General features: G+C 61.4%; 18 protein-coding genes and 2 tRNA genes. 8 read left to right on the forward strand and 12 right to left on the reverse strand.

The annotated features are described in order from the left end of the window. Window positions 1-109: 109 nt before the first annotated feature. The gene (locus CP49_RS04985) at window positions 110-1,069 is read right to left on the reverse strand and encodes a Bug family tripartite tricarboxylate transporter substrate binding protein (RefSeq protein WP_057849185.1); all 960 of its coding nucleotides are present in this window, start codon (window positions 1,067-1,069) and stop codon (window positions 110-112) included. A gap of 123 nt (window positions 1,070-1,192) precedes the next feature. Here CP49_RS04985 and CP49_RS04990 point away from each other — a divergent pair, with 123 nt between their 5' ends. Further along, window positions 1,193-2,152: a LysR family transcriptional regulator gene (locus CP49_RS04990; RefSeq protein WP_063791631.1), complete on the forward strand. Its 960-nt coding sequence runs from the start codon at window positions 1,193-1,195 to the stop codon at window positions 2,150-2,152. 22 nt (window positions 2,153-2,174) lie between these two features. Here the strand turns inward: CP49_RS04990 and CP49_RS48560 are convergent, their stop codons facing one another. After that, window positions 2,175-3,485, reverse strand: coding sequence for a CAP domain-containing protein (locus CP49_RS48560; RefSeq protein WP_057849187.1), 1,311 nt, complete (start codon window positions 3,483-3,485; stop codon window positions 2,175-2,177). Window positions 3,486-3,858: 373 nt separating this feature from the next. Here CP49_RS48560 and CP49_RS05000 point away from each other — a divergent pair, with 373 nt between their 5' ends. Beyond that, on the forward strand, window positions 3,859-4,185 hold the full coding sequence (locus CP49_RS05000) for an antibiotic biosynthesis monooxygenase family protein (protein WP_057849188.1): 327 nt from the start codon (window positions 3,859-3,861) through the stop codon (window positions 4,183-4,185). A 190-nt stretch (window positions 4,186-4,375) separates the two neighbouring features. On the opposite strand, the gene CP49_RS05005 is transcribed toward CP49_RS05000, so the two are convergent. The 4 genes from CP49_RS05005 to CP49_RS05020 form a co-directional block, all read right to left on the reverse strand. Beyond that, a complete protein-coding gene (locus tag CP49_RS05005) occupies window positions 4,376-5,602 on the reverse strand; it encodes a CaiB/BaiF CoA transferase family protein (RefSeq protein WP_057849189.1) in 1,227 nt (408 codons plus the stop codon). 270 nt (window positions 5,603-5,872) lie between these two features. Beyond that, window positions 5,873-8,191, reverse strand: a complete 2,319-nt coding sequence (locus CP49_RS05010; RefSeq protein ID WP_057849190.1) for an ABC transporter substrate-binding protein — start codon at window positions 8,189-8,191, stop codon at window positions 5,873-5,875. Between the two features lie 362 nt (window positions 8,192-8,553). Further along, window positions 8,554-8,627: transfer RNA gene (locus CP49_RS05015), tRNA-Gly, on the reverse strand. Window positions 8,628-8,994: 367 nt separating this feature from the next. Continuing rightward, the gene (locus CP49_RS05020; protein WP_057849232.1) at window positions 8,995-9,183 is read right to left on the reverse strand and encodes a hypothetical protein; all 189 of its coding nucleotides are present in this window, start codon (window positions 9,181-9,183) and stop codon (window positions 8,995-8,997) included. Between the two features lie 190 nt (window positions 9,184-9,373). On the opposite strand from CP49_RS05020, the gene CP49_RS05025 reads away from it, so the two are divergent. Together CP49_RS05025 and CP49_RS05030 are read left to right on the forward strand one after the other, a co-directional pair. Continuing rightward, on the forward strand, window positions 9,374-9,769 hold the full coding sequence (locus CP49_RS05025) for a YciI family protein (RefSeq protein ID WP_057849191.1): 396 nt from the start codon (window positions 9,374-9,376) through the stop codon (window positions 9,767-9,769). A gap of 338 nt (window positions 9,770-10,107) precedes the next feature. Then, on the forward strand, window positions 10,108-11,331 hold the full coding sequence (locus CP49_RS05030) for an ABC transporter substrate-binding protein (RefSeq protein WP_057849192.1): 1,224 nt from the start codon (window positions 10,108-10,110) through the stop codon (window positions 11,329-11,331). A gap of 163 nt (window positions 11,332-11,494) precedes the next feature. Here the strand turns inward: CP49_RS05030 and CP49_RS05035 are convergent. Further along, window positions 11,495-11,580, reverse strand: a tRNA-Tyr gene (locus CP49_RS05035). A gap of 202 nt (window positions 11,581-11,782) precedes the next feature. On the opposite strand from CP49_RS05035, the gene rlmB reads away from it, so the two are divergent. Then, window positions 11,783-12,610 carry a 23S rRNA (guanosine(2251)-2'-O)-methyltransferase RlmB gene (rlmB, locus tag CP49_RS05040; RefSeq protein ID WP_057849193.1) on the forward strand — a complete coding sequence of 276 codons (828 nt, stop codon included), beginning with the start codon at window positions 11,783-11,785 and terminating at the stop codon, window positions 12,608-12,610. 58 nt (window positions 12,611-12,668) lie between these two features. Here rlmB and CP49_RS05045 read toward each other — a convergent pair whose 3' ends face one another. Both CP49_RS05045 and CP49_RS05050 read right to left on the reverse strand, forming a co-directional pair. Next, window positions 12,669-13,040, reverse strand: coding sequence for a hypothetical protein (locus tag CP49_RS05045; RefSeq protein WP_063791627.1), 372 nt, complete (start codon window positions 13,038-13,040; stop codon window positions 12,669-12,671). Between the two features lie 31 nt (window positions 13,041-13,071). Continuing rightward, the gene (locus CP49_RS05050) at window positions 13,072-13,518 is read right to left on the reverse strand and encodes a hypothetical protein (protein ID WP_057849194.1); all 447 of its coding nucleotides are present in this window, start codon (window positions 13,516-13,518) and stop codon (window positions 13,072-13,074) included. Between the two features lie 309 nt (window positions 13,519-13,827). Between CP49_RS05050 and CP49_RS05055 the strand changes: the two genes are divergently transcribed. The 3 genes from CP49_RS05055 to CP49_RS05065 all read left to right on the forward strand — a co-directional run bounded on the left by CP49_RS05055 (window position 13,828) and on the right by CP49_RS05065 (window position 17,463). Next, window positions 13,828-15,465 (forward strand): alkaline phosphatase family protein, encoded by a 1,638-nt coding sequence (locus CP49_RS05055; RefSeq protein WP_057849195.1) that lies wholly within the window; start codon window positions 13,828-13,830, stop codon window positions 15,463-15,465. Between the two features lie 149 nt (window positions 15,466-15,614). After that, window positions 15,615-16,367, forward strand: a complete 753-nt coding sequence (locus CP49_RS05060) for a hypothetical protein (RefSeq protein WP_245310502.1) — start codon at window positions 15,615-15,617, stop codon at window positions 16,365-16,367. Window positions 16,368-16,473: 106 nt separating this feature from the next. Then, window positions 16,474-17,463 (forward strand): alpha/beta fold hydrolase, encoded by a 990-nt coding sequence (locus CP49_RS05065; protein ID WP_245310504.1) that lies wholly within the window; start codon window positions 16,474-16,476, stop codon window positions 17,461-17,463. Between the two features lie 21 nt (window positions 17,464-17,484). On the opposite strand, the gene CP49_RS05070 is transcribed toward CP49_RS05065, so the two are convergent. From CP49_RS05070 to CP49_RS05080, 3 genes are read right to left on the reverse strand one after another with little or no spacing between them, the layout of a single operon-like run. Next, window positions 17,485-18,111 carry a methyltransferase family protein gene (locus tag CP49_RS05070; protein WP_057849196.1) on the reverse strand — a complete coding sequence of 209 codons (627 nt, stop codon included), beginning with the start codon at window positions 18,109-18,111 and terminating at the stop codon, window positions 17,485-17,487. 26 nt (window positions 18,112-18,137) lie between these two features. Then, window positions 18,138-19,187 (reverse strand): NAD-dependent epimerase/dehydratase family protein, encoded by a 1,050-nt coding sequence (locus CP49_RS05075; protein WP_063791628.1) that lies wholly within the window; start codon window positions 19,185-19,187, stop codon window positions 18,138-18,140. A 33-nt stretch (window positions 19,188-19,220) separates the two neighbouring features. After that, the gene (locus CP49_RS05080; RefSeq protein WP_057849197.1) at window positions 19,221-19,733 is read right to left on the reverse strand and encodes an Mpo1 family 2-hydroxy fatty acid dioxygenase; all 513 of its coding nucleotides are present in this window, start codon (window positions 19,731-19,733) and stop codon (window positions 19,221-19,223) included. Window positions 19,734-19,925 lie beyond the last annotated feature (192 nt).

Genomic DNA, 19,925 nt, shown 5'->3' on the forward strand with positions numbered 1-19,925 from the left:
AAGATGCGCGCTTGACGATAGATGGTCGGCACGTCGCTACGCTCCTTTGCCGACCCTACGCTGCGGTGCGCATCGATTAGGAATCCCGCGAACCGTTTAGGCCCGTAAGTTATTCAGGCTTGAAGCCGGATGCCTTCACCACCGGTCCCCATAGTTCGGAGTCGGATTTCTGAATCCTTGAAAATTCCTCAGCAGAAGTGCCGGTCGGTTGAACGCCCAAGGCTGTCAGGCGCTTGCCGAACTCTGGAGTGTCTACCGCATGACGCACGGCCCGGTTCAATTGCGTGATCAGTGCGGCCGGTGTTGCGGCAGGAGCGTAGATGCCATACCAGCCCTCACCGCGAATGCCGTAGCCGCCTTCGGTAAACGTCGGCACTTCCGGCAGCACCGGTGATCGCGCCCGGCCCGACGTCGCAAGCACGCGGATACGTCCGGCCTTGTGGGCCTCGACGAGGTCCTGCGTCGAGGTAAAGAACAGCGGCAGGTGACCACCGATCAGGTCGGTGATGGCTTGCGGATTGCCTTTGTAGGCGACGTGACGAAGTTCGAGATTGGCTTGGCGCGCAAAGAGCACCGCAAAGAAGTGCGGCAACGATCCTGCGGCGGGCGTTCCATAAGCCGCCTGATCGGGATGACTCTTCAACCAGTCAACCAATTCCTGCAGGTTCTTGGCGGGCACGTTCGCGCCCACCGCGACGCCAAGGTCGAAGGTCCCAACCTGCGAGATCGGCTGAAAGTCCTGGACCGGATCATAGGCCAAATTGTCGTAGACGTGCGGGAAGAGCACCATCGGCGCGATCGGCGTGAACAGCAGGACCGTACCGTCAGCCGGCGCACCCTTCACCGACTGGATGCCGAGGCGTCCCGCCGCGCCAGGCCTGCTCTCGACGATGACCGTCCGATTGAGCTGCACGCGCATCGACTCCGCGATCATCCGCAAAGCCGTATCGCCGACACCGCCGGCCGGAAACGGCAGTACAATCCGGATCGGGGATTCGCCCGTCTGCGCCCCGGCATGATCCGCCATCAGGCCGAGCACCATTGCCAATGCAATTCGGATCATGCGCATGGACGCCCTCGCTGTTGGCAGATGGTCGTTATGATCTTGACCACTCGACCCTCTGCCTTGATGATCCATAAAGGAAGTCTTATTTTTCTTATATGGCGATAAAATCCATTGATGGAGGCTTACATGGACCGAAGCCCTGCTCTCGACGGACGCATCAAGCTTCGCGATCTTCATGTGCTTCAGACTGCGGCCCAAACCGGCAGCATGGCCAAAGCGGCGGCTCATCTGGCCATAACCCAGCCCGCCGTTTCCTATGCGATTTCAGAGCTGGAGCATGCCGTGGGCGTGCCGCTGCTCGAGCGTTCGTCGCAGGGCGTCACACCGACGGTCTATGGACGGGCGCTGCTGGCGCGCAGCGCCATCGTGTTCAACGAGTTGCGGCACGGCATCAGCGAGATTGCATCGCTCGCCGACCCCGAGGTCGGCGAATTGCGAATCGGCACGACCCCACCGATGTCGGCGGTCGCCTCGGCCGTGTTCAACCACCTGGTGCCGCGCTATCCGCGAATGCGGTTTGATCTGACCGTGGGCCCGACTGACGTGCTGCTCCGCCAGTTGCGCCAGCGCGATGTGGAGATCGTCATCAGCCGGCTCGCGTCGATGGCCGGCAACGATGATCTATGCGTCGAGACGTTGTTTCGCGACGAACTGGTGGTCCTCTGCAGCAAGCACAGCAAGTGGGCCCGGCGCCGCAACGTGTCCCTGGCCGAACTCGTCGGCGAGTCGTGGGTGCTCCCTCCCCCAACAGGCTTCCTCACCGGAATCATGCGCAGCGCATTCGAAGCGCAAGGCCTGGCCTTTCCCCGTGCGACGGTGACGACGTCGTGCACGTATTCGCTGAGCGTGCTGGTGGGCAACGGCAATTTCCTCGGCATTCATCCCCGAGCGATGTTGACGACGCCGAACGAACATCCGCAACTGACCGCGGTCGACGTGCGGTTGCCAACCACAAACGGCGCGATCGGCCTGATCGCGCTGAAGGATCGCTCGCTCAGTCCGGTGGCGAAACTGTTCGCACAGTCGGTCGCTCCGGTCGTGCAGAACATCGAGCCGAAGCGGACATCGAGCGCCATGCGCAGATAGTCCGTTTTCCGGGCGTTCCCGATCAGACGATCAGGAAATCCTGATTGGTGAGCGCCAGCTTGGTCGAGAGCTCCGCGAACTGGACTGCGGCCGCCGAGCCTGTCCCGTCCGGATCGTAGCTAAGAGCGCCGGTATCGCTGTTGTAGATAATCCGGTCGGTCGAATCATGGGCGGCCGCACCGATATGGAACGCCGAAGAGGACATCGTGCCGTTCCATCCAAACGCCGTGAATACCGCGTTGTCCAGCCGGACCGTGTCGTCCACGGCCGAGAAGTCCGTGATCTTGTCGATGTTCGAAGCACCGAGACTCGTATCGAAGACGAAGCTGTCCTGGTTCGCGCCGCCAGTCAGGACATCGCGGCCGGCTCCGCCATAGAGACGATCGTTTCCGTCGCCGCCGAGCAGTGTGTCGTCTCCCGTGCTGCCGTACAGGTAGTCTCTCCCGGAGCCGCCCTCGAGCCGGTCATTGCCATTCTGCCCGTAGAGCCGGTCGTCGCCGCCGAGGCCCTGGATCGTATCGGCGCCGGCCGTACCATTGAGGGTCTCGCTTGATGCCGTCCCGGCGATCACGTTCGACGAAGGCGGAGGTGGTTCGGACGGCGGCGGCTGGGAGCCGCCGCTTGTGGCGGGATCGATCAGGTCGAGCTTGACATTCTTGCTGCCGATCGTCGTCTGCATGGTGGTGCTTTGAATGCCCGCCCCTGAGAACGTGACCGTGTAGGTCGCCGGCGGCAGCACGAGATCATAGCCGCCGGAGCCGTATGTGGTCGTGGTGTAGGTTGCGCCGGTGCTGCTCACGGCGGTTAGCGTCAGACCGCCGAGCTCCTCGCCCACATCGTAGAAGCGGTCGCCATCCTTGTCGTCGAACGCTACGCCGGTGAGGAACACGCCCGAGCCGGACCGCGCGAAGTCTTCGGTAATGAACGCGCTGTCGCGGCCGCCGTAATCGCCTGTCTCGAAGCCAAGCCCGACTTCGCGATAATTGTCATTGAGGATGTTGGCCCGATGACCCGACGAATTCATCAGGTTCGTGTGCAGCAGCAGCACCTCGTCCTGCAGCCCGGCGGGCGATCGCGTCGTTGCCCACGCGATGTTCTCACCCCAGCTCCAGGAACCGCTAAACGCATAGCCCGCGGCAGCCATGCGCTGACCCGCGCTCGATCCGCCTGAGCCTGTATGCGAGAACGTGTCTGTTCCGATCATCCATTGGCTGTGGCCTTCACTGGCCTCGTTGAGATCTCCATCGAAGGCGAGCGGCTGAGCGCCCACCTTGGCACGCTCGACATTGATCAGTTCAAGCAAATACTGCTCATAGGTACTCGGCTGCGCCATGACGATGTCCTCGCAGGGTGATGACTGATGACGATGTGCTGAAGGACCATTCGCGATCGATCTGATTTGCTGCTATTGGCCGAGTGTGATCAGTCGTTGACCCAATCGTGACCATTTATGGGATAATGGTCATGCTCGATGGAGCGACCTTCGGAGTTCCAATCATCCGAGGCGCGGCGAGCGCGCGCCAATTTCTACTTCGCAAAGACAGCATGAGATCGTTCGACGAGGACCTCGTCACAACAGCGCTTCCATCTTCGGATCTTCGCCGCGGAACGCGCGGGCCGGCAATGCCGTTGTGGGTCAGGCCTTGCAAAAGTGCTGCAACACAAGACGACACTCTGGTCGAGGAACACACAGAACGGAGGAATCGATGCCGACCGAGCCGACGATTGCCCGCATCTGGCGCGGCCGTACGCGACCTGAAAATGCTGACAGCTATGAAGCCTATATCAAAGCGGAAGGAATCCCGCCGCTGGAGAAGACGGCGCTCGGCGTTCAGCTATTTCGGGAAGACCGTGAACAAGAGAGCTGGTTCACGACCATCTCCTATTGGAGCGACCTTCAGTCGATGACCGCCTTCACCAAGGGTGAGCCGACCAAGGTGCACCATCTCGATCGCGATCCAGAGTTTCTGATCGAGCTGCCCGCGTTCATCCAGATCCATCGGATCCTGATAAACCGTCAGGGCTTGCGCTGAACTGGAAGGCGCCTACGTCACCGCACTAATCCGACGTCGACCCAGTTGTCATTCCGGGGCTCGCGAAGCGAGAGCCCGGAATCTATCTCACCGCGGAAGATGCGGCCCAATGGATTCTCAGATGTGCAATTGCACATCATAGCTCGCGCCAAGTGGCGCGCCCCGGAATGACGGAGGGAGCATGTCGAGATCAGACGATCTTCTGCGCCTTCAACGCTTCGACCTTGGCATCGTCGTAGCCGATCGTCGCCAGCACATCCTTGGTATCCGCACCGAGCAGCGGTGGCGCGCGATAGTCCTTTACCGGGGTGCCGGAGAACGTGATGGCATTGCGGATCAGCGAAAGGTCATGCTCCAAGGGGTGGTCGACCTTGACCTGCATGCCGCGCGATTTGACATGCGGATCGTTGAACACCTGCGAGAAATCGTTGATCGGACCGGAGGGGACGCCGGCCTTCTCCAACTCTTCCAGCCAATAAGCGACGGGCTTCTTCAAGAACAGCCCGGCGAAGATCGCCATGATCTCCTTGCCGTGAACGACGCGGTCGTTGTTCTTGACGAAGCGCGGATCGGTCGCGAGCTCCGGCGCGCCGAGCACGGCGCAGGTGCGCTGAAACTGGCCGTCATTGCCGACCACCAGCATCAGTTCACCGTCGGTGCAGCGGAACACGCCGGCCGGCATGCCGCCATTGCCCCAGGTACCGCGCCGCGGCGGGGTCTGGCCGTTGACAAGAAAGATCTGCGCGTAATGCGACAGCGCGGCGATCACGGTGTCGAACAGGCAGACGTCGACATGCTGCCCCTCGCCACCATTGGCCTTGCGGTGATAGAGCGCGGCCAGAATGCCGATCGAAGAGTTCATGCCGGTCATGTAGTCGACGATGGAGGGGCCGACCTTCATCGGCCCCGCGCCCGGTTCACCGTCGATGTGGCCGGTGACGCTCATCAAGCCGCCCATCGCCTGCAGGATTGCATCATAACCGGCGCGCGGCGCGTAAGGCCCGGTCTGGCCGAAGCCGGTCACCGAGCAGTAGATGATGCCGGGGTTGATGTCCCTGATCGATTCGTAATCCAGCCGGTAACGCTTGAGATCGCCGACCTTGTAGTTCTCCATCATCACGTCGCAGCTTTTGGCGAGCTCGCGGACAATGTCCTGCCCTTCCGCCGTCGCGATATTGACGGTGACGGATTTCTTGTTGCGGTTGGCGCAGAGGTAGAACGAGTTGTTGTTGTTGTTCTTGCCCTCGGGGTCCTTCAGGTAAGGCGGGCCGAAGGCGCGGGCGTCGTCGCCGCCGCCGGGACGTTCGATCTTGATCACCTCGGCGCCTAGGTCGGCGAGCATCTGCGCCGACAGCGGGCCCGCGAGCACCCGCGTCAGGTCGAGAATCTTGATGCCCGAAAGTGGCAGAGCCGACATGAAACTTCCTCCGAAATCTTGATTCTGTGGCGCGGTCGCCGCGCCTGCCGCTGCGAAGCTTGCCGATACACTATTTTATGTGGCTGAGCCCTGCATTACCGGCATGACGCCATCCGTCCGCCGCCCCACTGATGCAAGGCGCCGCGAACAGGCCGGAGGTCTCGAAGTGAAGCGGATGGTGCGTTCCGCCAATCGGAACGGCCCCGGCATTTGCCGAAAAAGCAACGGCCCGCCGAAGCGGGCCGTCCTATCGTCAAACCGTGGTTGCCGTCACTGCCGGGGGCCGGCCTTGGCGCGGCTGGCGCGCCACTCCAGGAATTCGCGGTACAGCGGATCGCGCTCCTGCGGGGAGAACGCGGTAGCGGCGGGCGCGGCCACCGGGGCGGCGGCAGGCAGAACGGCGCCCGATGCTGCCGATACGGCCGAGCCCGGAGGCGGCGGCATGTTGCGGTCGAGCCACTCCTGTGCCGCCTTGAAGCGCGTCCACCCCGACACCGTCGCCCGCAACGCCATTTCCTTCCACTTCGGATGGAACGGCGGACGTTGCAACTGCGCGACCTTGTCGAACATGGTGTCCACCAGGAGCGCCAGCCGGCGGTAGCGGTCGCTGTTCGGCGCCCAATTATACGACGCCAGCACCGCCTCAGCCGAAATCGTCTCGACCGAGCCGCCCTCCGCCACGAGGCCCGGGTAGTCCGCCGACGAAAGCTTGGAAGGCAGATATTCCTCCTGGAGAGGCTTGGCGTAGTCGACCGGGACCAGATGCAGGTTGCGATCGTTGACCTGGTTCAGCCATTGCAACGGCTTGCCTTCAATCGCCACGATGGCGTCGATTTCGCCCTTGCGCAGCATGTCCACCGCCAGCCGCGGCTCCTGATAGATCAGGTGCGGCCTGATCCCGAGCCGGTCGAACACGTTAATCGCGGTCACGAAGGTGGAGCTGTCGGGCAAATCGACCACCACGGTCTTGCCGTCGAGCTCCCTCATGCTGGTGATCGTCCTCGGCGCCAGGACGTGCATCTCTTCATTGAACATCTTGGCCACGTAGACAAACTGGTTGCGGATGTCCTTGGCGAAGTCCTTGCGGTCGAGATAGGACAGCGTGTCCTTGCGCACGATGCCGGCGTCCACGCCCCTCAAGAGCAGAATGTCGGCCACCGCCTGAACAGACCCGCGGCCCATCACGGGCAAGATCCGCAAATTGGTCCCGCTGTCGAGCACGGAAGCGAGATCCGCGCCGACCTGGGCATAGGTGGAGCCGAACGAGCCCGTCATCAGGCTCACGGTATTGGCGTTGAGCTGGTTGGCCAGATCGCGCTTGGTGGCGGTGCCGTACTTGAAGATCGTCTTGAAGGAATCGCTGACGGCGCCCGGATCGATGCCGCTTCGTACCGGGCCGAAATGCTGCCATTGGCCGTTCGTGAAGCGCATCATCCGCATCTGCTCGATCGGCGCATGATCAGCGGCACTGGTGTTGAGCAAGATGCCCTGCACCATCATGGGAAGCTGGATACCCTTGATCGAGCGGGCCTGCTTCATGATGTTTTCACGTGAGAGGTCGTCGCCGCAGTTCTTCAGGACCTCGTGCAGTGTCTTGCTGACGAGATAGCCGAGAACGGCCTGGCCGTTGGTCTTGCTCACGCTCGGCACATAGCGCTGCATGAAGGCGCTCCATTCGCGGAACGCCGCATCGCCGGCTGCCGCCGAGTCTTCGCCCTCCAGGCGGTATGCCGCCGACAAAATGCCTTCCGCATTTTGCGCGCCCGCCGGCTGAATCACGGCCGAGTAGGAGTTGGCGATCGACGCGACGAAATGGTTCGGCCTCCAGCCGAGTTCGGCGCTTCGCCGGATCGCCATGATCGCGAATTTCGGCGTGGTGAACTCGATGAAGACGTCGGCGCCCGAGGCCTTCAGCTTGGCCATCTGGGCGTCGATATTGGTGTCCGTCACCTTGTACGGGGCCTCGGCCACGATCGCAATCTTGCCGCCCAGGCCGTCCTTCAGGCCCTTCAGGTATTCCTTGCCCATCCCGTCCTCCTGATAGAGGACGGCGATCCTGCTGCGGGGATGGTTCTCCAGGATATACTGCGCAAAGATTTGAGCTTCAGCCGTGTAGGTCGGCAGGAAGCCCATGGTCCACGGAAAATCGCGCGGCTGGTCCCAGGCTGCCGCGCCCGACAAGGCAAAAAGCTGCGGGACTTTTTTTGAGTTCAAATAGGGCTGGATCGTCGCGTTTGTGTTCGTACCGATGGTCCCCAAGGTGAAGAGAACCTGGTCCTCCTCGACAAGCTTGCGGGTCATCTCCATGGTTTTGGTGGGCTCGTAGGCGTCGTCATAGGTGATCATATTGACCTTGCGGCCGTTGATCCCACCTTCGGCGTTGACCTTGTCCAGATAGGCCGCGATGACCTTGGCGATGACGCCATAGGCGGAGGCCGGACCGGTATAGGGAGCGGTGTTGCCAATCCGGATTTCGTTGCTGCCCGGAGGCGCCGCGTATACCTGATCGCTGATCGCCGAGCCGGCCATCGCAGCCAGCACCAGCGCCGTCACAGCGCTGCGTCGAGGCGCGGTGAAAAGCCGGCGCATGGTCGTTCCGGCCCGAGACCGGAACAATTGCTCCATACGCCAACGAGGATCGATCTTAGCCCGCATTGCAGCCCCCCTGTGAGCCCATAACTGTGCAATTTACTAAATGCGCGTGATGCGAGCGGGCACCGTTTCAACCCTACTCGCCGACATTGTGTCTCAATCGGATTGATTTTGTGGCAAGTCCAGGCGTTCCGTAAGGCATGGTTAGCAAGCGCGTATTTTCGCCCTCAGAAATGCACGAAATCGACGTTTACGCGTCGCCTTGCAATCGGAACGTGTTCGTGTGCGCAACCGCAGGTGCCTGCGGCGTATCACATTGCGACACGATATCAGGAAAATCTTGAATAAATTTTGAACGATGGAGCGGGTGAAGGGAATCGAACCCTCGTATTCAGCTTGGAAGGCTGCTGCTCTACCATTGAGCTACACCCGCGCTGGCGTTGAACTAACACGCCGTGCAGGCGGCCTCAACCCGCCGCTGATGGCCCGATCAGAACATCCTGTGGCAGCACATGAACCGGTCCGGGCCCTTAACAGGGGCTGATTCGCCGCCTATATTGATGTTTCCATCAACAATGAAAGGAGGTGATCCAGTGTCTTATACCAAGCGCTGTCACCTCGCTGGGATCGCCCGCTAGGCTCTATTTATAGCCTGGCATCGGGGCGCTCTCAGCCCTGGACCAGCGAGCACAACAATTGGGGCGCGACGGGAGCCATCCCGCCGCGCCTTTTGTTTGCCGGCTTTATGGTTGGCTGCCTGTGGCTGATCACGGTCATGTGCCGGCAGCCTCGGTGTGCGATCAAAATCCGCAGAGATTGACGAAGCGAGGGCGCCGGCCGCGGCGGACTTCGACAATACGCTCGCCACCGTTCATGGCGGAACTGCCGTAGTAGCGGTGGTGGCCGGTGACGTCGTGCCAATCGCCTGCCTGCGACGGTGCGCGCCACTTCGTGGCATCGCAGATGATCGTGGCTGGCTGGCGTCGCATGACCGTCTCCTTGAATGGCACGTTGGCTCGCGTTCTGCTCATCAGTCGAGAGCCTGCCGGGCCGCGTTCAAGGGCAAGGCGATATATCGTGTTTCCGGAATGTTTCGTCGCGGTCGATATGTCGGGATGATCCGGACCGAATCGTCCTTTAAGGGGCAGCCAGTCCGGCCAGCCCATCAAGGAGAATCCGATGCTCTATGCCATTCTCGCCTATCACGTCGAAGCCGAGGTGATGTCCTGGAAGCCGGAAGAGGATGCGGCACTGATGACCAACCTCTTGGCGGTGCACGACCGGCTTAACGCGAAGAAACTGCTCGGACCGGCGGCGCGGCTCGGCGCGACCGCGGAAGCCCGCACCCTGCGCGGACCGGGCGCCGGCATGGTCATCGACGGGCCGTTTGCCGAGACCAAGGAGCAGCTATTGGGATTGTATGTGGTGAACTGCGACAACGCGGACGCCGCGCTCGATGTCGCGCGCGACCTGCGCCGCGTCAATCCGTCCGCCGTCTACGAGATCCGCCCGATCAGGCTTTATCTGCCTGGCGAAGCGTTGCCGGAAACCGCTCAGGAAGGCGGTCAGGGCTGAGGCTTCGAGCCGACGATACGCTCTCCTCGCCGCCTGCTCGCGGCGGGGCGCGGGAGAGTTCATGGGAGTGGCTTGGTTGCCTCCAGGGGAACAAGAGCGATCTCGTTGACACAACCGATCGATGGCGTACGCTTGTCGCATCACGTTTTGCGGGAACTTGCCTGTTTTCGGTATGAGCCGGTCGAGGACATAGGCTCATCCATTTTTATCAAAGAAAATGACGATCACGTTGCCGCCAATCTCTCGGCGCTTGATCTGGAACAGGCTACGCGCCTCCCGTAGGTCTCGAAATCTGGGGTCTCGAAATCTGGCTGCATTCTTGTAACGGAGTTCATCCGATGCAAACCAGGGTCCGAACGCTGATTGCCCTTGTCCTGGCGTTTTTCTTGGCGCTTACATCATTGAGCGCGATCACCGAGCGAGTGCGCGACCCAGGCGTGACCGATACCGAAATTCGCATCGGGAACGTTATGCCCTATAGCGGCAGCTTGCAGGTCTTCGGAGCGATTGGAAAAGCCGAAGCGGCGTATTTCGAGATGATCAACGAGCGCGGCGGGATCAACGGCCGCAAAGTGCGCTTTATCTCATATGATGACAAATCCGATCCATCGACGGCTCTAAGCCTCACGCGCGATCTCATCGAGAAAGACGACGTCCTCCTGATGTTCGGGTCGTTCGGAACGCCGGGGAATTTTGCCGTTCGCGCATACATGAATGAAAAACAAATTCCGCAGCTCTTTGTCGCCTCCGGAGACGATCATCTGAGCGATCCATCGTTGTTTCCGTGGACGATGGGCTGGCAGCCCTCCATTCGGGAAGAGGGACGCATCTACGCCAACTACATACAGGCGTTCTACCCCGGAAAAAGGATCGTTGCTCTCTGGCAGAACGATCATTTCGGTCGAGAACTGTTCAAGGGGTTGGAAGACGGGCTCGGCGACGTTGCCCGGATGATCAGGGTCGATATCGCCTACGATATCGCAGATCAGCATCTGGACACGCACATATCGATCTTGAAGCGATCAGGAGCTGAAATTTTTGTCTTTGCAGGGGTGCCTGCAAACGCAGCGAAAGCCGTCCGAATAGCGGCGGATCTCAATTGGCACCCGGTGTTCATCTTGAACCATATGGCTTCATCGATCGCGACGGCGCAGCCCGCGGACAACGCCTTGAGCGCTATTACGGCCGCCTTCCTGAAGGATGCGAATGATCCGGCCTGGAAGGACGAACAAGCCAGCAAGGACTGGCAGGCATTTGTTGAGAAATACAATCGGGCCGGAGGCAAGGACGACAATGCCGCCGTCTTCGGCTACGCCGCCGCCGAGACATTGGCCCAAGTGCTCAAACAATGCGGCGACGACCTGTCTCGCGAGAACGTCATGAAACAGGCCGCGGCCCTCAAAGACTACCAAAGCTCGATGCTGCTACCTGGGATCAAGATCAGCACCGGACCCGGGAATTTTCGGCCGATCAAACACCTGCGACTCATTCAATTCGACGGCCGCACCTGGCAGCCGATTGGCGAAGTGCTCGAAACGGCTTTCGCCAACGCCCAGAAGTAGGTCGTGCGCGTTTGAGCGGGCGGCTGGCGTGAGAGTTCAAAGGTGGATGGCTTGGCTGGCCTTGGATCGCAGATACAGCCCGCCTACGCCCGTTGGGCTTCGGCGCGGCAGCCTTCGCTACGATGGGGCTTGCCGAGCCGTAGCTCGCGGAGCGAGCGAAGGCTGGTGGGGAAGGAAGGACTCGAACCTTCGAAGCCATACGGCGGCTGATTTACAGTCAGCTCCCTTTGCCACTCGGGACACTTCCCCGTCCGCCAGCGTCAGGAACCGACCGCCCGAGTGGCGGAGGACCGGACCATGGATGACGCTGAGGCCGAAAGCGCGGTCGAACCGGCTGCGGCCGGCGCGTTTATGGGCGAAGGGGGATGGCAAAGTCAACCAATGCGGCCCACCAAAACGCGCTTCCATGGGGCAAATTGCCATATTCATGCCTCCGTGACACAAGCTCCCCATGAGCGATCGCGACCGAAAACCGCCGTTCCGCCGCGGCGGCGGCAAACCCTTCGAAAAAGGGCGGAAATTCGCGCGTCCGCCGGGCCGCCGGGACCGGGACGCGAGCCCTGACGGGCCGATGATTCTTTATGGCTGGCACACGGTTTCGGCGGCCCTCGCCAACCCGGAACGGGGAATCCGAAAGCTGTTTCTGACCGAAAACGCCGCCCGGCGGCTGGCGGACGAGAATATCGAGACCCGCGTTCCCCCGGAAATCGTCCGACCGAACGTAATCGACCAGCGGCTCGGCCCCGACGCCGTGCATCAGGGCGTGTTGGCGGAGGTCGATCCCCTGCCCTCGCCCGATATCGATACGCTGCCGCAGGAAGGCATCGTGCTGGTGCTCGACCAGATCACCGACCCGCACAATGTCGGCGCGATCATGCGCTCGGCAGCCGCGTTTGCGGTCAAGGCGATCGTCACTACCGCCCGCCACAGCCCAGAGGCCACCGGCGTGCTGGCAAAATCCGCGTCCGGCGCGCTGGAACTGGTGCCGCTGGTGACTGTACAGAATCTCGCCCGCGCGCTCACCGAACTGAACGACCGCGGCTTCATGACCGTCGGGCTCGATAGCGAGGGGACGGAGGATCTCGGCGCGGTGACCTTGCAGCAGCCATTGGCGCTCGTGCTGGGCGCCGAGGGCAAGGGGTTGCGGCAACTGACCCGCGAGACCTGTAGCGTGGTGGCGCGGCTCGACATGCCCGGCGAGATCAAGAGCCTGAACGTGTCGAACGCCGCGGTGCTGGCGCTCTATATCGGCGCTGTCAGGCTTGGCTTGATGAAATGAAGAGCGCCCGCTCGCGGCACGCAAACGGGCGCTGAAATCGTTCACTGATGGCGACAGATCAGTAGTAGCGGCGCAGTACGGGCCGACCGTGGTAATAACGGCCCGTGTAACGGTAACCGTGCCGGTGATAGCCGTACGAACGGTTATAGCCATAGCCGTAGTCGGAGATCGCGCCTTCGCGATAGACCGGACGCGGCGCCCAGTTGCCGGGACCGGTATAGGTCGGGCCCTGGTTGACGTAATAATACTGCTGCTCCGGATCGGGCAGACGCTCTCGGACCCAGCCGCCGCAGGGGTTGCAGCCCGCATAGCCATAAGCGACCGGCGCGACATAGACCGGCGCTGCGCAGGCGGTGTAACCGCACGCCATCGCGGGTGCAGCGGCCATGACGGCGACTGCCGCGACCAATCCTTTAAGTATCTGACGCATTACTCTCTCCTGTTCGTATTTTCTCTAGGTCTTAGCGTGGAAGGTTGTGCGGCCCTCGCCTGTAATCCTGCGGCGCGTAAATGATCTCGGGTGGATCGACCGGCACGTTGGACTGCGCCGGCAGCGGCGCCGATTGCGCCGACCAGGACTGATGATAGCTCTCGGCCGGCTGCGGCAATCTTCGGTTCGCCGGCGGCTCGATTTCCAGGCGCCCGTAACCGGGCATGCGGCCGGCGCTCGGATAGTAATGACCGACACGCGGAACCGGATCGATATAGCGGCCGCCGTAAATGGTCGGCTCGACATGGGTGCCCTTGCCCAAACCCCAATCGCCCTCGACCACCGCATAGGATGCATCGACGCCGTTAATGATGATGGGTACGCCGGGACGGCCCGGAATCACGATCTCGAAGCCGCCGCCGGCAAAGGCCGCCGACGTCATCGCCGCCAAAATTGCCAGTGTCGCGGCAACGCGCATCGCTTGGGATCCCGTTTTCCTGGAGTCCCAATTTAATCCAACGCGCCGGTCCGTGTGTTAAGGCGGCCGGCCAAACTGCCGGTAAGGCTAACGCGCAAGGCTGGATCGCCGCTCAATTGCGAGAAATGGCGCTATCCAAACGTTAACGCCGCTGGGGATCGCAAGGCCGACCCCGGGGATCGCAAGGCCGACCCTGGGGATCGGAAGGCCACCCCGGGACCGGTGGCCCGCTCGATTGTCATTTGCGCGGCAATATCGCACGATCCCGCCTTCTCCCACTTCCTCCTGACTCCAGCCGAAATGCCTGAAATGACAACCAAAACGCCTGTGAAGAATGTGCTCTGGATCATGTGCGACCAGCTTCGCTACGACTATCTCGGCTGCACCGGACACCCCGTGCTGAAGACGCCGAACATCGACGCGATGGCGAGGCGCGGCGTGCTGTTCTCTAACGCCTATGTGCAGTCGCCGATCTGCGGCCCGTCGCGGATGTCGTTCTATACCGGCCGCTACATGCGCTCGCACGGCTCGCACTGGAACGGCTGGCCGCTGCGCGTTGGGGAGCCTACGCTCGGCGATCACTTGAAGAAGATCGGCGTGCGCAACGTGCTGGTCGGCAAGACGCATATGGCGCCGGATCTCGAGGGACTGAAGAGCCTCGGCATCCCTGCCGACTCGATCATCGGCGTGCACGTATCCGAATGCGGGTTCGAGCCTTATGAGCGCGACGACGGCCTGCATCCGACGGGACGGCCGCGGCCGGCCTACGACAATTATCTGCGCCAGCATGGCTATGACGCGCCCAATCCCTGGGAGCATTGGGCCAATTCCGGCGCTGCCGAGGACGGTAGCCTGCAGAACGGCTGGCTATTGGTTCACGCCGACAAGGCCGCCCGCGTGCCCGACGAGCATTCCGAGACGCCCTACATGACGCGGCGCGCGATGGAGTTCATCGCGGAAGCCGAGGACGACGGAAGACCATGGTGCCTGCATCTGTCCTACATCAAGCCGCACTGGCCCTACATCGCGCCGGAGCCCTACGCCAGCATGTACGGGCCGCAGGACGTGCAGCCAGTGATCCGCTCGCAGGAGGAACGCGCCAACGCCCATCCGGTGTTCGCCGCCTATATGGACATGCGCTATTCCCGGAACATGTCGCGCAACGAAGCGCGCGAGAAAGTCATTCCGACCTATATGGGCCTGATCAAGCAGATCGACGACCAGATGGGCGTGTTGATGCAATTTCTCGAAGCGCGCGGCCTGCTCGACAGCACCATGATCGTGTTCACGTCCGACCATGGCGACTATCTCGGCGATCACTGGATGGGTGAGAAGGATCTGTTCCACGAGCAGTCGGCCAAAATCCCGTTGATCGTGATCGATCCCTCGTCTGCCGCAGACGGCACGCGCGGCACCGTCAGCGACGCGCTGGTCGAGGCGATTGACCTGGCGCCGACCTTCATCGACTATTTCGGCGCCACGCCGCCGGATCACATTCTGGAGGGACGCTCGCTAAAGCCGCTGCTGCATGGCGAACGGCCCGCCGACTGGCGCAAGGTAGTGTTTTCCGAATACGACTACGCCATGCAGGACGTTCGCGTGATGCTGAACCAGCCGATCGAGCGCTGCCGCCTGTTCATGGTGTTCGACGGCCGCTGGAAATTCATCCACGCATCCGGCTTCCGGCCGATGCTCTACGACCTCGAAGCCGATCCGCAGGAGTTTGACGATCGCGGCGCCGATCCTGCCTGCGCCGAGGTGGTAGCGCGGCTGCAATCGGAGTTGTTCGACTGGGCGCTGCATCCGAAAATGCACATCACCACGCCGAATGCGAAGATCGCCGCCTATGCCGCCCAGCAATTGCAAGTGAAGAACGGCGTGCTGATCGGCGTCTGGGACGAGGCGGAACTCGGTGCGATCAGGGAGAAGATCGGGATGAAACCGTAAGTGCCGCGCCCTGCACGCATGATTGGTGTTGCGGCGGAGCCACGTCGTGTTGGTAAATTGCGGCTGCTCACGCCGCGTTTATTGCAGTTTCGAGCATGCGGGCGCTACGGTCGCCCGGCGAAACACTTTGCAGCCCTTCGAGGAGAGCCATGAAGCCATATCGCGGCGACATCGGATTTGTCGGCTGGCCATCCTTTTTCCGGCGGGCATCGTGGCGCCGACTGCAAACGATCGCGATCGCGGTCTTGTTGCTCCTGCCTATCGGCGCAGGTTCCGCGCTGGCAGCGCCGAATTCCCCGTCGGCGGCTTCAACTGCTCATGTCTATCTGCTCCGCGGCGTGCTCAATATTTTTTCTCTGGGGCTCGATGATATCGCGGTAAAGCTGCGTGCGCAGGGCATCCCGGTCACTGTCGCGAACTTCGCCTCTTGGTCGTCGCTCGCCGACGAAGCCGCCGCCGGATACAAGAGCGGCAGGATCAAGACGATCATTCTGGTCGGGCATTCCTCGGGCGCGACTGCGCTGCCCGATATGGTCGCCAAGCTGGATCAGCTTGGCGCTCCCGTGAAGCTGGCAATCGGCCTGGATTCGGTGTTTCGCACCAGCCTCTCGGGGCGCGTGGGACGTTATATAAACTTTTACATCGCCAACGGCGCCGGCACGCCGGTCGCGAAAACCGGACAATTCCAGGGCAAGCTCGAGAATGTGAATGTGCAGGGCGTGCCTGGCGTCGGGCACATGTCCATCGAAAAGAACCAGATCATGCAACAGAAGGTGATAAGCGAGATCGACGCCGTCGTCTTCGGCCGATCTGCACCAGCTTCGGGGACACAGAAACCGCGGCAGCCTCGAGCGGCAAGCGCAGCAGGACCCGGCTCGGCAAGCACCGCAGCGGTACGCTAGTAGTTCGGTTCGCTCGCGCAGGCGGCTATCATCGAACTGACGAGCGCCGCAATTCTGCCAATTCCTCGACGATAGATCATCCGCAAGAAGCGCAAGGTGGCGTCGCATGCCGGCATTCATGCTCCGGCGCGCCTTTACAACTGGAATCACGGACGGAAAGCGCATGAGCAGTCCGACGCAGGTTGCGGCCGTGGTGATCCGTGCGGCCCTTTCCGTCTGCATATTTTCGGCCATTTGCAATCTGGCACTCGCCGGGCCGGTCGCCCGCTCGACCAATGCTACCGCGACAATCGCTCCCGACGCGCCGCCAACCGCGACCCAGCCGCAGGCGCGCGTCTACCTGTTCCGGGGCGCGCTCGGTCCGATCTTTTCGCGCGGGATGGACCGCCTGACCAAGCGCCTCGAAGAAGCCGGCATCCGGGCTGACGTCTACGAGTTCACCATTTGCCGGCTGATCGCGGATCAGGCCATCCGCGATTTCCGTAACGATCCCGCTCCGATCGTCCTGATCGGTCATTCGATGGGCGGACTTTGTGCATTGACGTTTGCCGGGATTCTGAAGTCCGAAAACATCCAGGTTAGCCTAGTGGTCACCATTGATCCGGCCCAAGCAAGCCCGAAAGTGCCGCTGAACGTCGAGCGTTACATCAATATTTTTCTGTCCGACAGCATATTGGGCGGCGGCGATGTGGTGGCCGAGCAAGGTTACCAGGGTCATTACGCGAGCTTCGATTTGAAGGAGCACGGGGAAATCACCCACATCAACATCGAGAAGCAGGATTCCATCCACGACCAAGTGGTGACGGCAGTTGCGCAACTTGCGATGACGCCAGCCAAAGGAGAGGCGGCGCCGCTGCGCTACGTCGTTCCTTCCGACGCCCCGATTGAGCTGTGGGACAGCGGCACGCAGCAACTCGCCCGTTCGGGCGATACCTTGCAGAGGCTGGCGGCACTTAACGGTGTACCGCTGTGGTCGCTTACCCAGGCCAATCAGTATTCCGAGAGTGCACCGCTGCCAGTTGGCCAACGCGTCCTGGTTCCGCGCCGTCTTGCTCCACCTGCCGCGACATCGGCGGCGCCGAAACCCAAACGATAGCGCGCAAAATGTACTGCAGCGTCAGTTAGGCCGCAGGAACGGAATCAGCATCGGAACGCGACGGCAATACGATCCATAGGCATCCGCACCGAGTTCTTCCGTGAGGAAGCCCTCCTCCATGCGGGCCTTCAACCCCATCCCGACCGAGATCAGCACCGCACCCAGCATCGCGGTCACCGTGCCGACCGCAATACCCGTCACCAGCATCCCCGCGATAAGCCCCGTATAGATCGGGTGGCGCACAAGCCCGTACGGGCCGGTGTCGATGACCTGATGGCCTTCCTTGTGCGTGATCGCGTTCGACCAGAAACGTCCGAGATGAATTCTCGCCCACCATGTGAACGAGATCCCTGCAAGGACAAGACACGCCAGCACGTAGATGCCAAGACTGCTAAATTGCCAGAGCGGCTTTTCTCCCAAGACCTTGCCAGTCAATGGCAGGAAAAGAACGGCCCCTGCGAGAATCGGCAAGCGGTATTTGAGCGAGTCCCAGGTCATCACGTGTTTCTTGGTTTGACCGGACCAGAACGACGCCACCACCCAACTGATAACCCACAAAATCCAGATGATGGCGAGCAACTGTGTGGGCCAGGTAGTGGTCCAGCCACTCAAGGCGAAAGCCAACCATTGACCAGGATCGTTCAGCATGTCGCGGACCGCCTCAATCGCTTGGATCAGCCGCCAAGCCGTCGCTCGACGTGAAACGGTCGAGGGTGAGCACTCGGCGTTGGACCCCATTCAGGTTGATTGTGGCCGGCATCAAGCAGATGCGCAATGGTTTCCCGTAACACAGGTTCGATGGGGCCTGGCGCATAGCCCAGCTCTCGTTGCGCTTTTTCGATCGACAAGGCCCCTGCTCGCAAAGCGATACGAACGCCTTCGGCCGTACCGGACGGGGGCCGGCGCGTCACGTGATCGGCAATGAACTCAAGCGTCGCAGTGACCATTTCGGCGACCTTGCCGTTCACGTTAATGCACCGGATGCGACGTCCGCTGATATCAGCCATGAGTTCGAGAACCTCTCTCAGCCCCATGCTTTCGCCGCCGAGAACGTAGCGATGTCCAGCGCGTCCGCGCTCCATGGCAAGGATCAGCCCTTCGGCGGCGTCGCGCACATCGACGAGGTTCGCGACAAAATCAAGATGCAATTGAAGGCGCCGGCTGAGAAAATACCGGAGCATCGCCGTCGGCGGCGTAACGTTGTGATCGTAAGGCCCGACCGGCATGGTGGGACAGCCGATCACCACCGGGTATCCCGATGCGGCCGCCTGCATGGCGAACCGGTCGGCGAGCATTTTCGAGCGCGTATATGGACCCGGCATGTCGTCCGGCAAGAACGCATCATCAGCGACAGGAACCATCGATGGCGAGGCACGGAACAGAATGGATTCTGTCGAGCAGTGCAGGAAGCGCTTTATGCCGCGCTTTCGCGCCGTCTCAATGACGATTTCGGTGCCACCGTAATTGACAGTGTAAAAATCAGCTTTCCGCGGCAGCCACATCCCGGGCAGGCCAGCCAGATGATAGACCTCATCGACGCCGTCCATCGCCCGGTTCACCAGGTCTCGATCAAGCACCGACCCCCTGACATACTGAACCTGCGGCAAAGCGTGGGGCGGCGGCTGAAGATCGAGAACCCTCACCTGCCGGCCTCGCGCTATCAGCGCGCAGACGAGGTGCTTTCCGATGAACCCACTGCCGCCTGTGACCAGTATGCGCGTCATGCTGCCGATGGACTCAAGCTGAACTGTTTGAGATCAAGATGCAGCACCTTGCGGATGCTGTTGGATAATGATGGCGAGATCGCGCCGAAAGCCCAGCGCGATAAACAGCTTCGCCATGACAAACATTGGTCCGAGCAACAGGTGGGTCGGGTTGTCGACCAGCGCCGGCTGCTGTCGCTCGAACACGCGGTGCCCGACAATCTGTGATGCGACCCCAACGACAATCAGGATCGCCGTAAGTGACCACATGCCAGCAGTCGTCGCATGACTAACGATCACGGCAGCGACTGAGAGCAAGACGATTGCGGCCCCAAGGATCGCGGCTCCGAGCGCGAAGTCGAGCAGGAACCAGTAGATGAGCACCGGTACGACGGCGATGGTCGCCGCGCTGGTCTGGAACCCGAATACGGTGACGGACCACAGGCTGAGCGGAAGAACAGCAGCCAGGAACAAGAACGCGATGCCGAAGACATGCATCGCGCAATTCCAGGGGTCACGATGGTACTCGACGTAATCCGCAAGCTGCCGCCGAAAATATGAACCCATGCGGTGCTATCCCCCTGCTGTCGGCAGACGCGGCTAGGCGGCAACCAAAAATCCGGCACACCTGCTTCGATGCCCAATTCCCATCCGAGACGTAATGGTAGTTAAACTTGGGAATCATCATCAAGTCAAAGCGCGGACGCGGAACGTTTCACAGCCATCGAGCGCGCGAAGGCGCTCCCAACGTTGAATCAT

The organism is Bradyrhizobium valentinum (genome assembly GCF_001440405.1).
GTDB lineage: Bacteria > Pseudomonadota > Alphaproteobacteria > Rhizobiales > Xanthobacteraceae > Bradyrhizobium > Bradyrhizobium valentinum.

Coding starts and splice junctions, on each gene's coding strand:
- CP49_RS04985 (WP_057849185.1), bottom strand. CDS start 1,069: ATGCGCATGATCCGAATTGCATTGGCAATGGTGCTCGGCCTGATGGCG.
- CP49_RS05000 (WP_057849188.1), top strand. CDS start 3,859: ATGCCGACCGAGCCGACGATTGCCCGCATCTGGCGCGGCCGTACGCGA.
- CP49_RS05025 (WP_057849191.1), top strand. CDS start 9,374: ATGCTCTATGCCATTCTCGCCTATCACGTCGAAGCCGAGGTGATGTCC.
- CP49_RS05005 (WP_057849189.1), bottom strand. CDS start 5,602: ATGTCGGCTCTGCCACTTTCGGGCATCAAGATTCTCGACCTGACGCGG.
- CP49_RS05065 (WP_245310504.1), top strand. CDS start 16,474: ATGCCGGCATTCATGCTCCGGCGCGCCTTTACAACTGGAATCACGGAC.
- CP49_RS05045 (WP_063791627.1), bottom strand. CDS start 13,040: ATGCGTCAGATACTTAAAGGATTGGTCGCGGCAGTCGCCGTCATGGCC.
- CP49_RS04990 (WP_063791631.1), top strand. CDS start 1,193: ATGGACCGAAGCCCTGCTCTCGACGGACGCATCAAGCTTCGCGATCTT.
- CP49_RS05055 (WP_057849195.1), top strand. CDS start 13,828: ATGACAACCAAAACGCCTGTGAAGAATGTGCTCTGGATCATGTGCGAC.
- CP49_RS05080 (WP_057849197.1), bottom strand. CDS start 19,733: ATGGGTTCATATTTTCGGCGGCAGCTTGCGGATTACGTCGAGTACCAT.
- CP49_RS05030 (WP_057849192.1), top strand. CDS start 10,108: ATGCAAACCAGGGTCCGAACGCTGATTGCCCTTGTCCTGGCGTTTTTC.
- CP49_RS05070 (WP_057849196.1), bottom strand. CDS start 18,111: ATGCTGAACGATCCTGGTCAATGGTTGGCTTTCGCCTTGAGTGGCTGG.
- CP49_RS05075 (WP_063791628.1), bottom strand. CDS start 19,187: ATGACGCGCATACTGGTCACAGGCGGCAGTGGGTTCATCGGAAAGCAC.
- CP49_RS05060 (WP_245310502.1), top strand. CDS start 15,615: ATGAAGCCATATCGCGGCGACATCGGATTTGTCGGCTGGCCATCCTTT.
- CP49_RS05050 (WP_057849194.1), bottom strand. CDS start 13,518: ATGCGCGTTGCCGCGACACTGGCAATTTTGGCGGCGATGACGTCGGCG.
- CP49_RS48560 (WP_057849187.1), bottom strand. CDS start 3,485: ATGGCGCAGCCGAGTACCTATGAGCAGTATTTGCTTGAACTGATCAAT.
- rlmB (WP_057849193.1), top strand. CDS start 11,783: ATGAGCGATCGCGACCGAAAACCGCCGTTCCGCCGCGGCGGCGGCAAA.
- CP49_RS05020 (WP_057849232.1), bottom strand. CDS start 9,183: ATGCGACGCCAGCCAGCCACGATCATCTGCGATGCCACGAAGTGGCGC.
- CP49_RS05010 (WP_057849190.1), bottom strand. CDS start 8,191: ATGCGCCGGCTTTTCACCGCGCCTCGACGCAGCGCTGTGACGGCGCTG.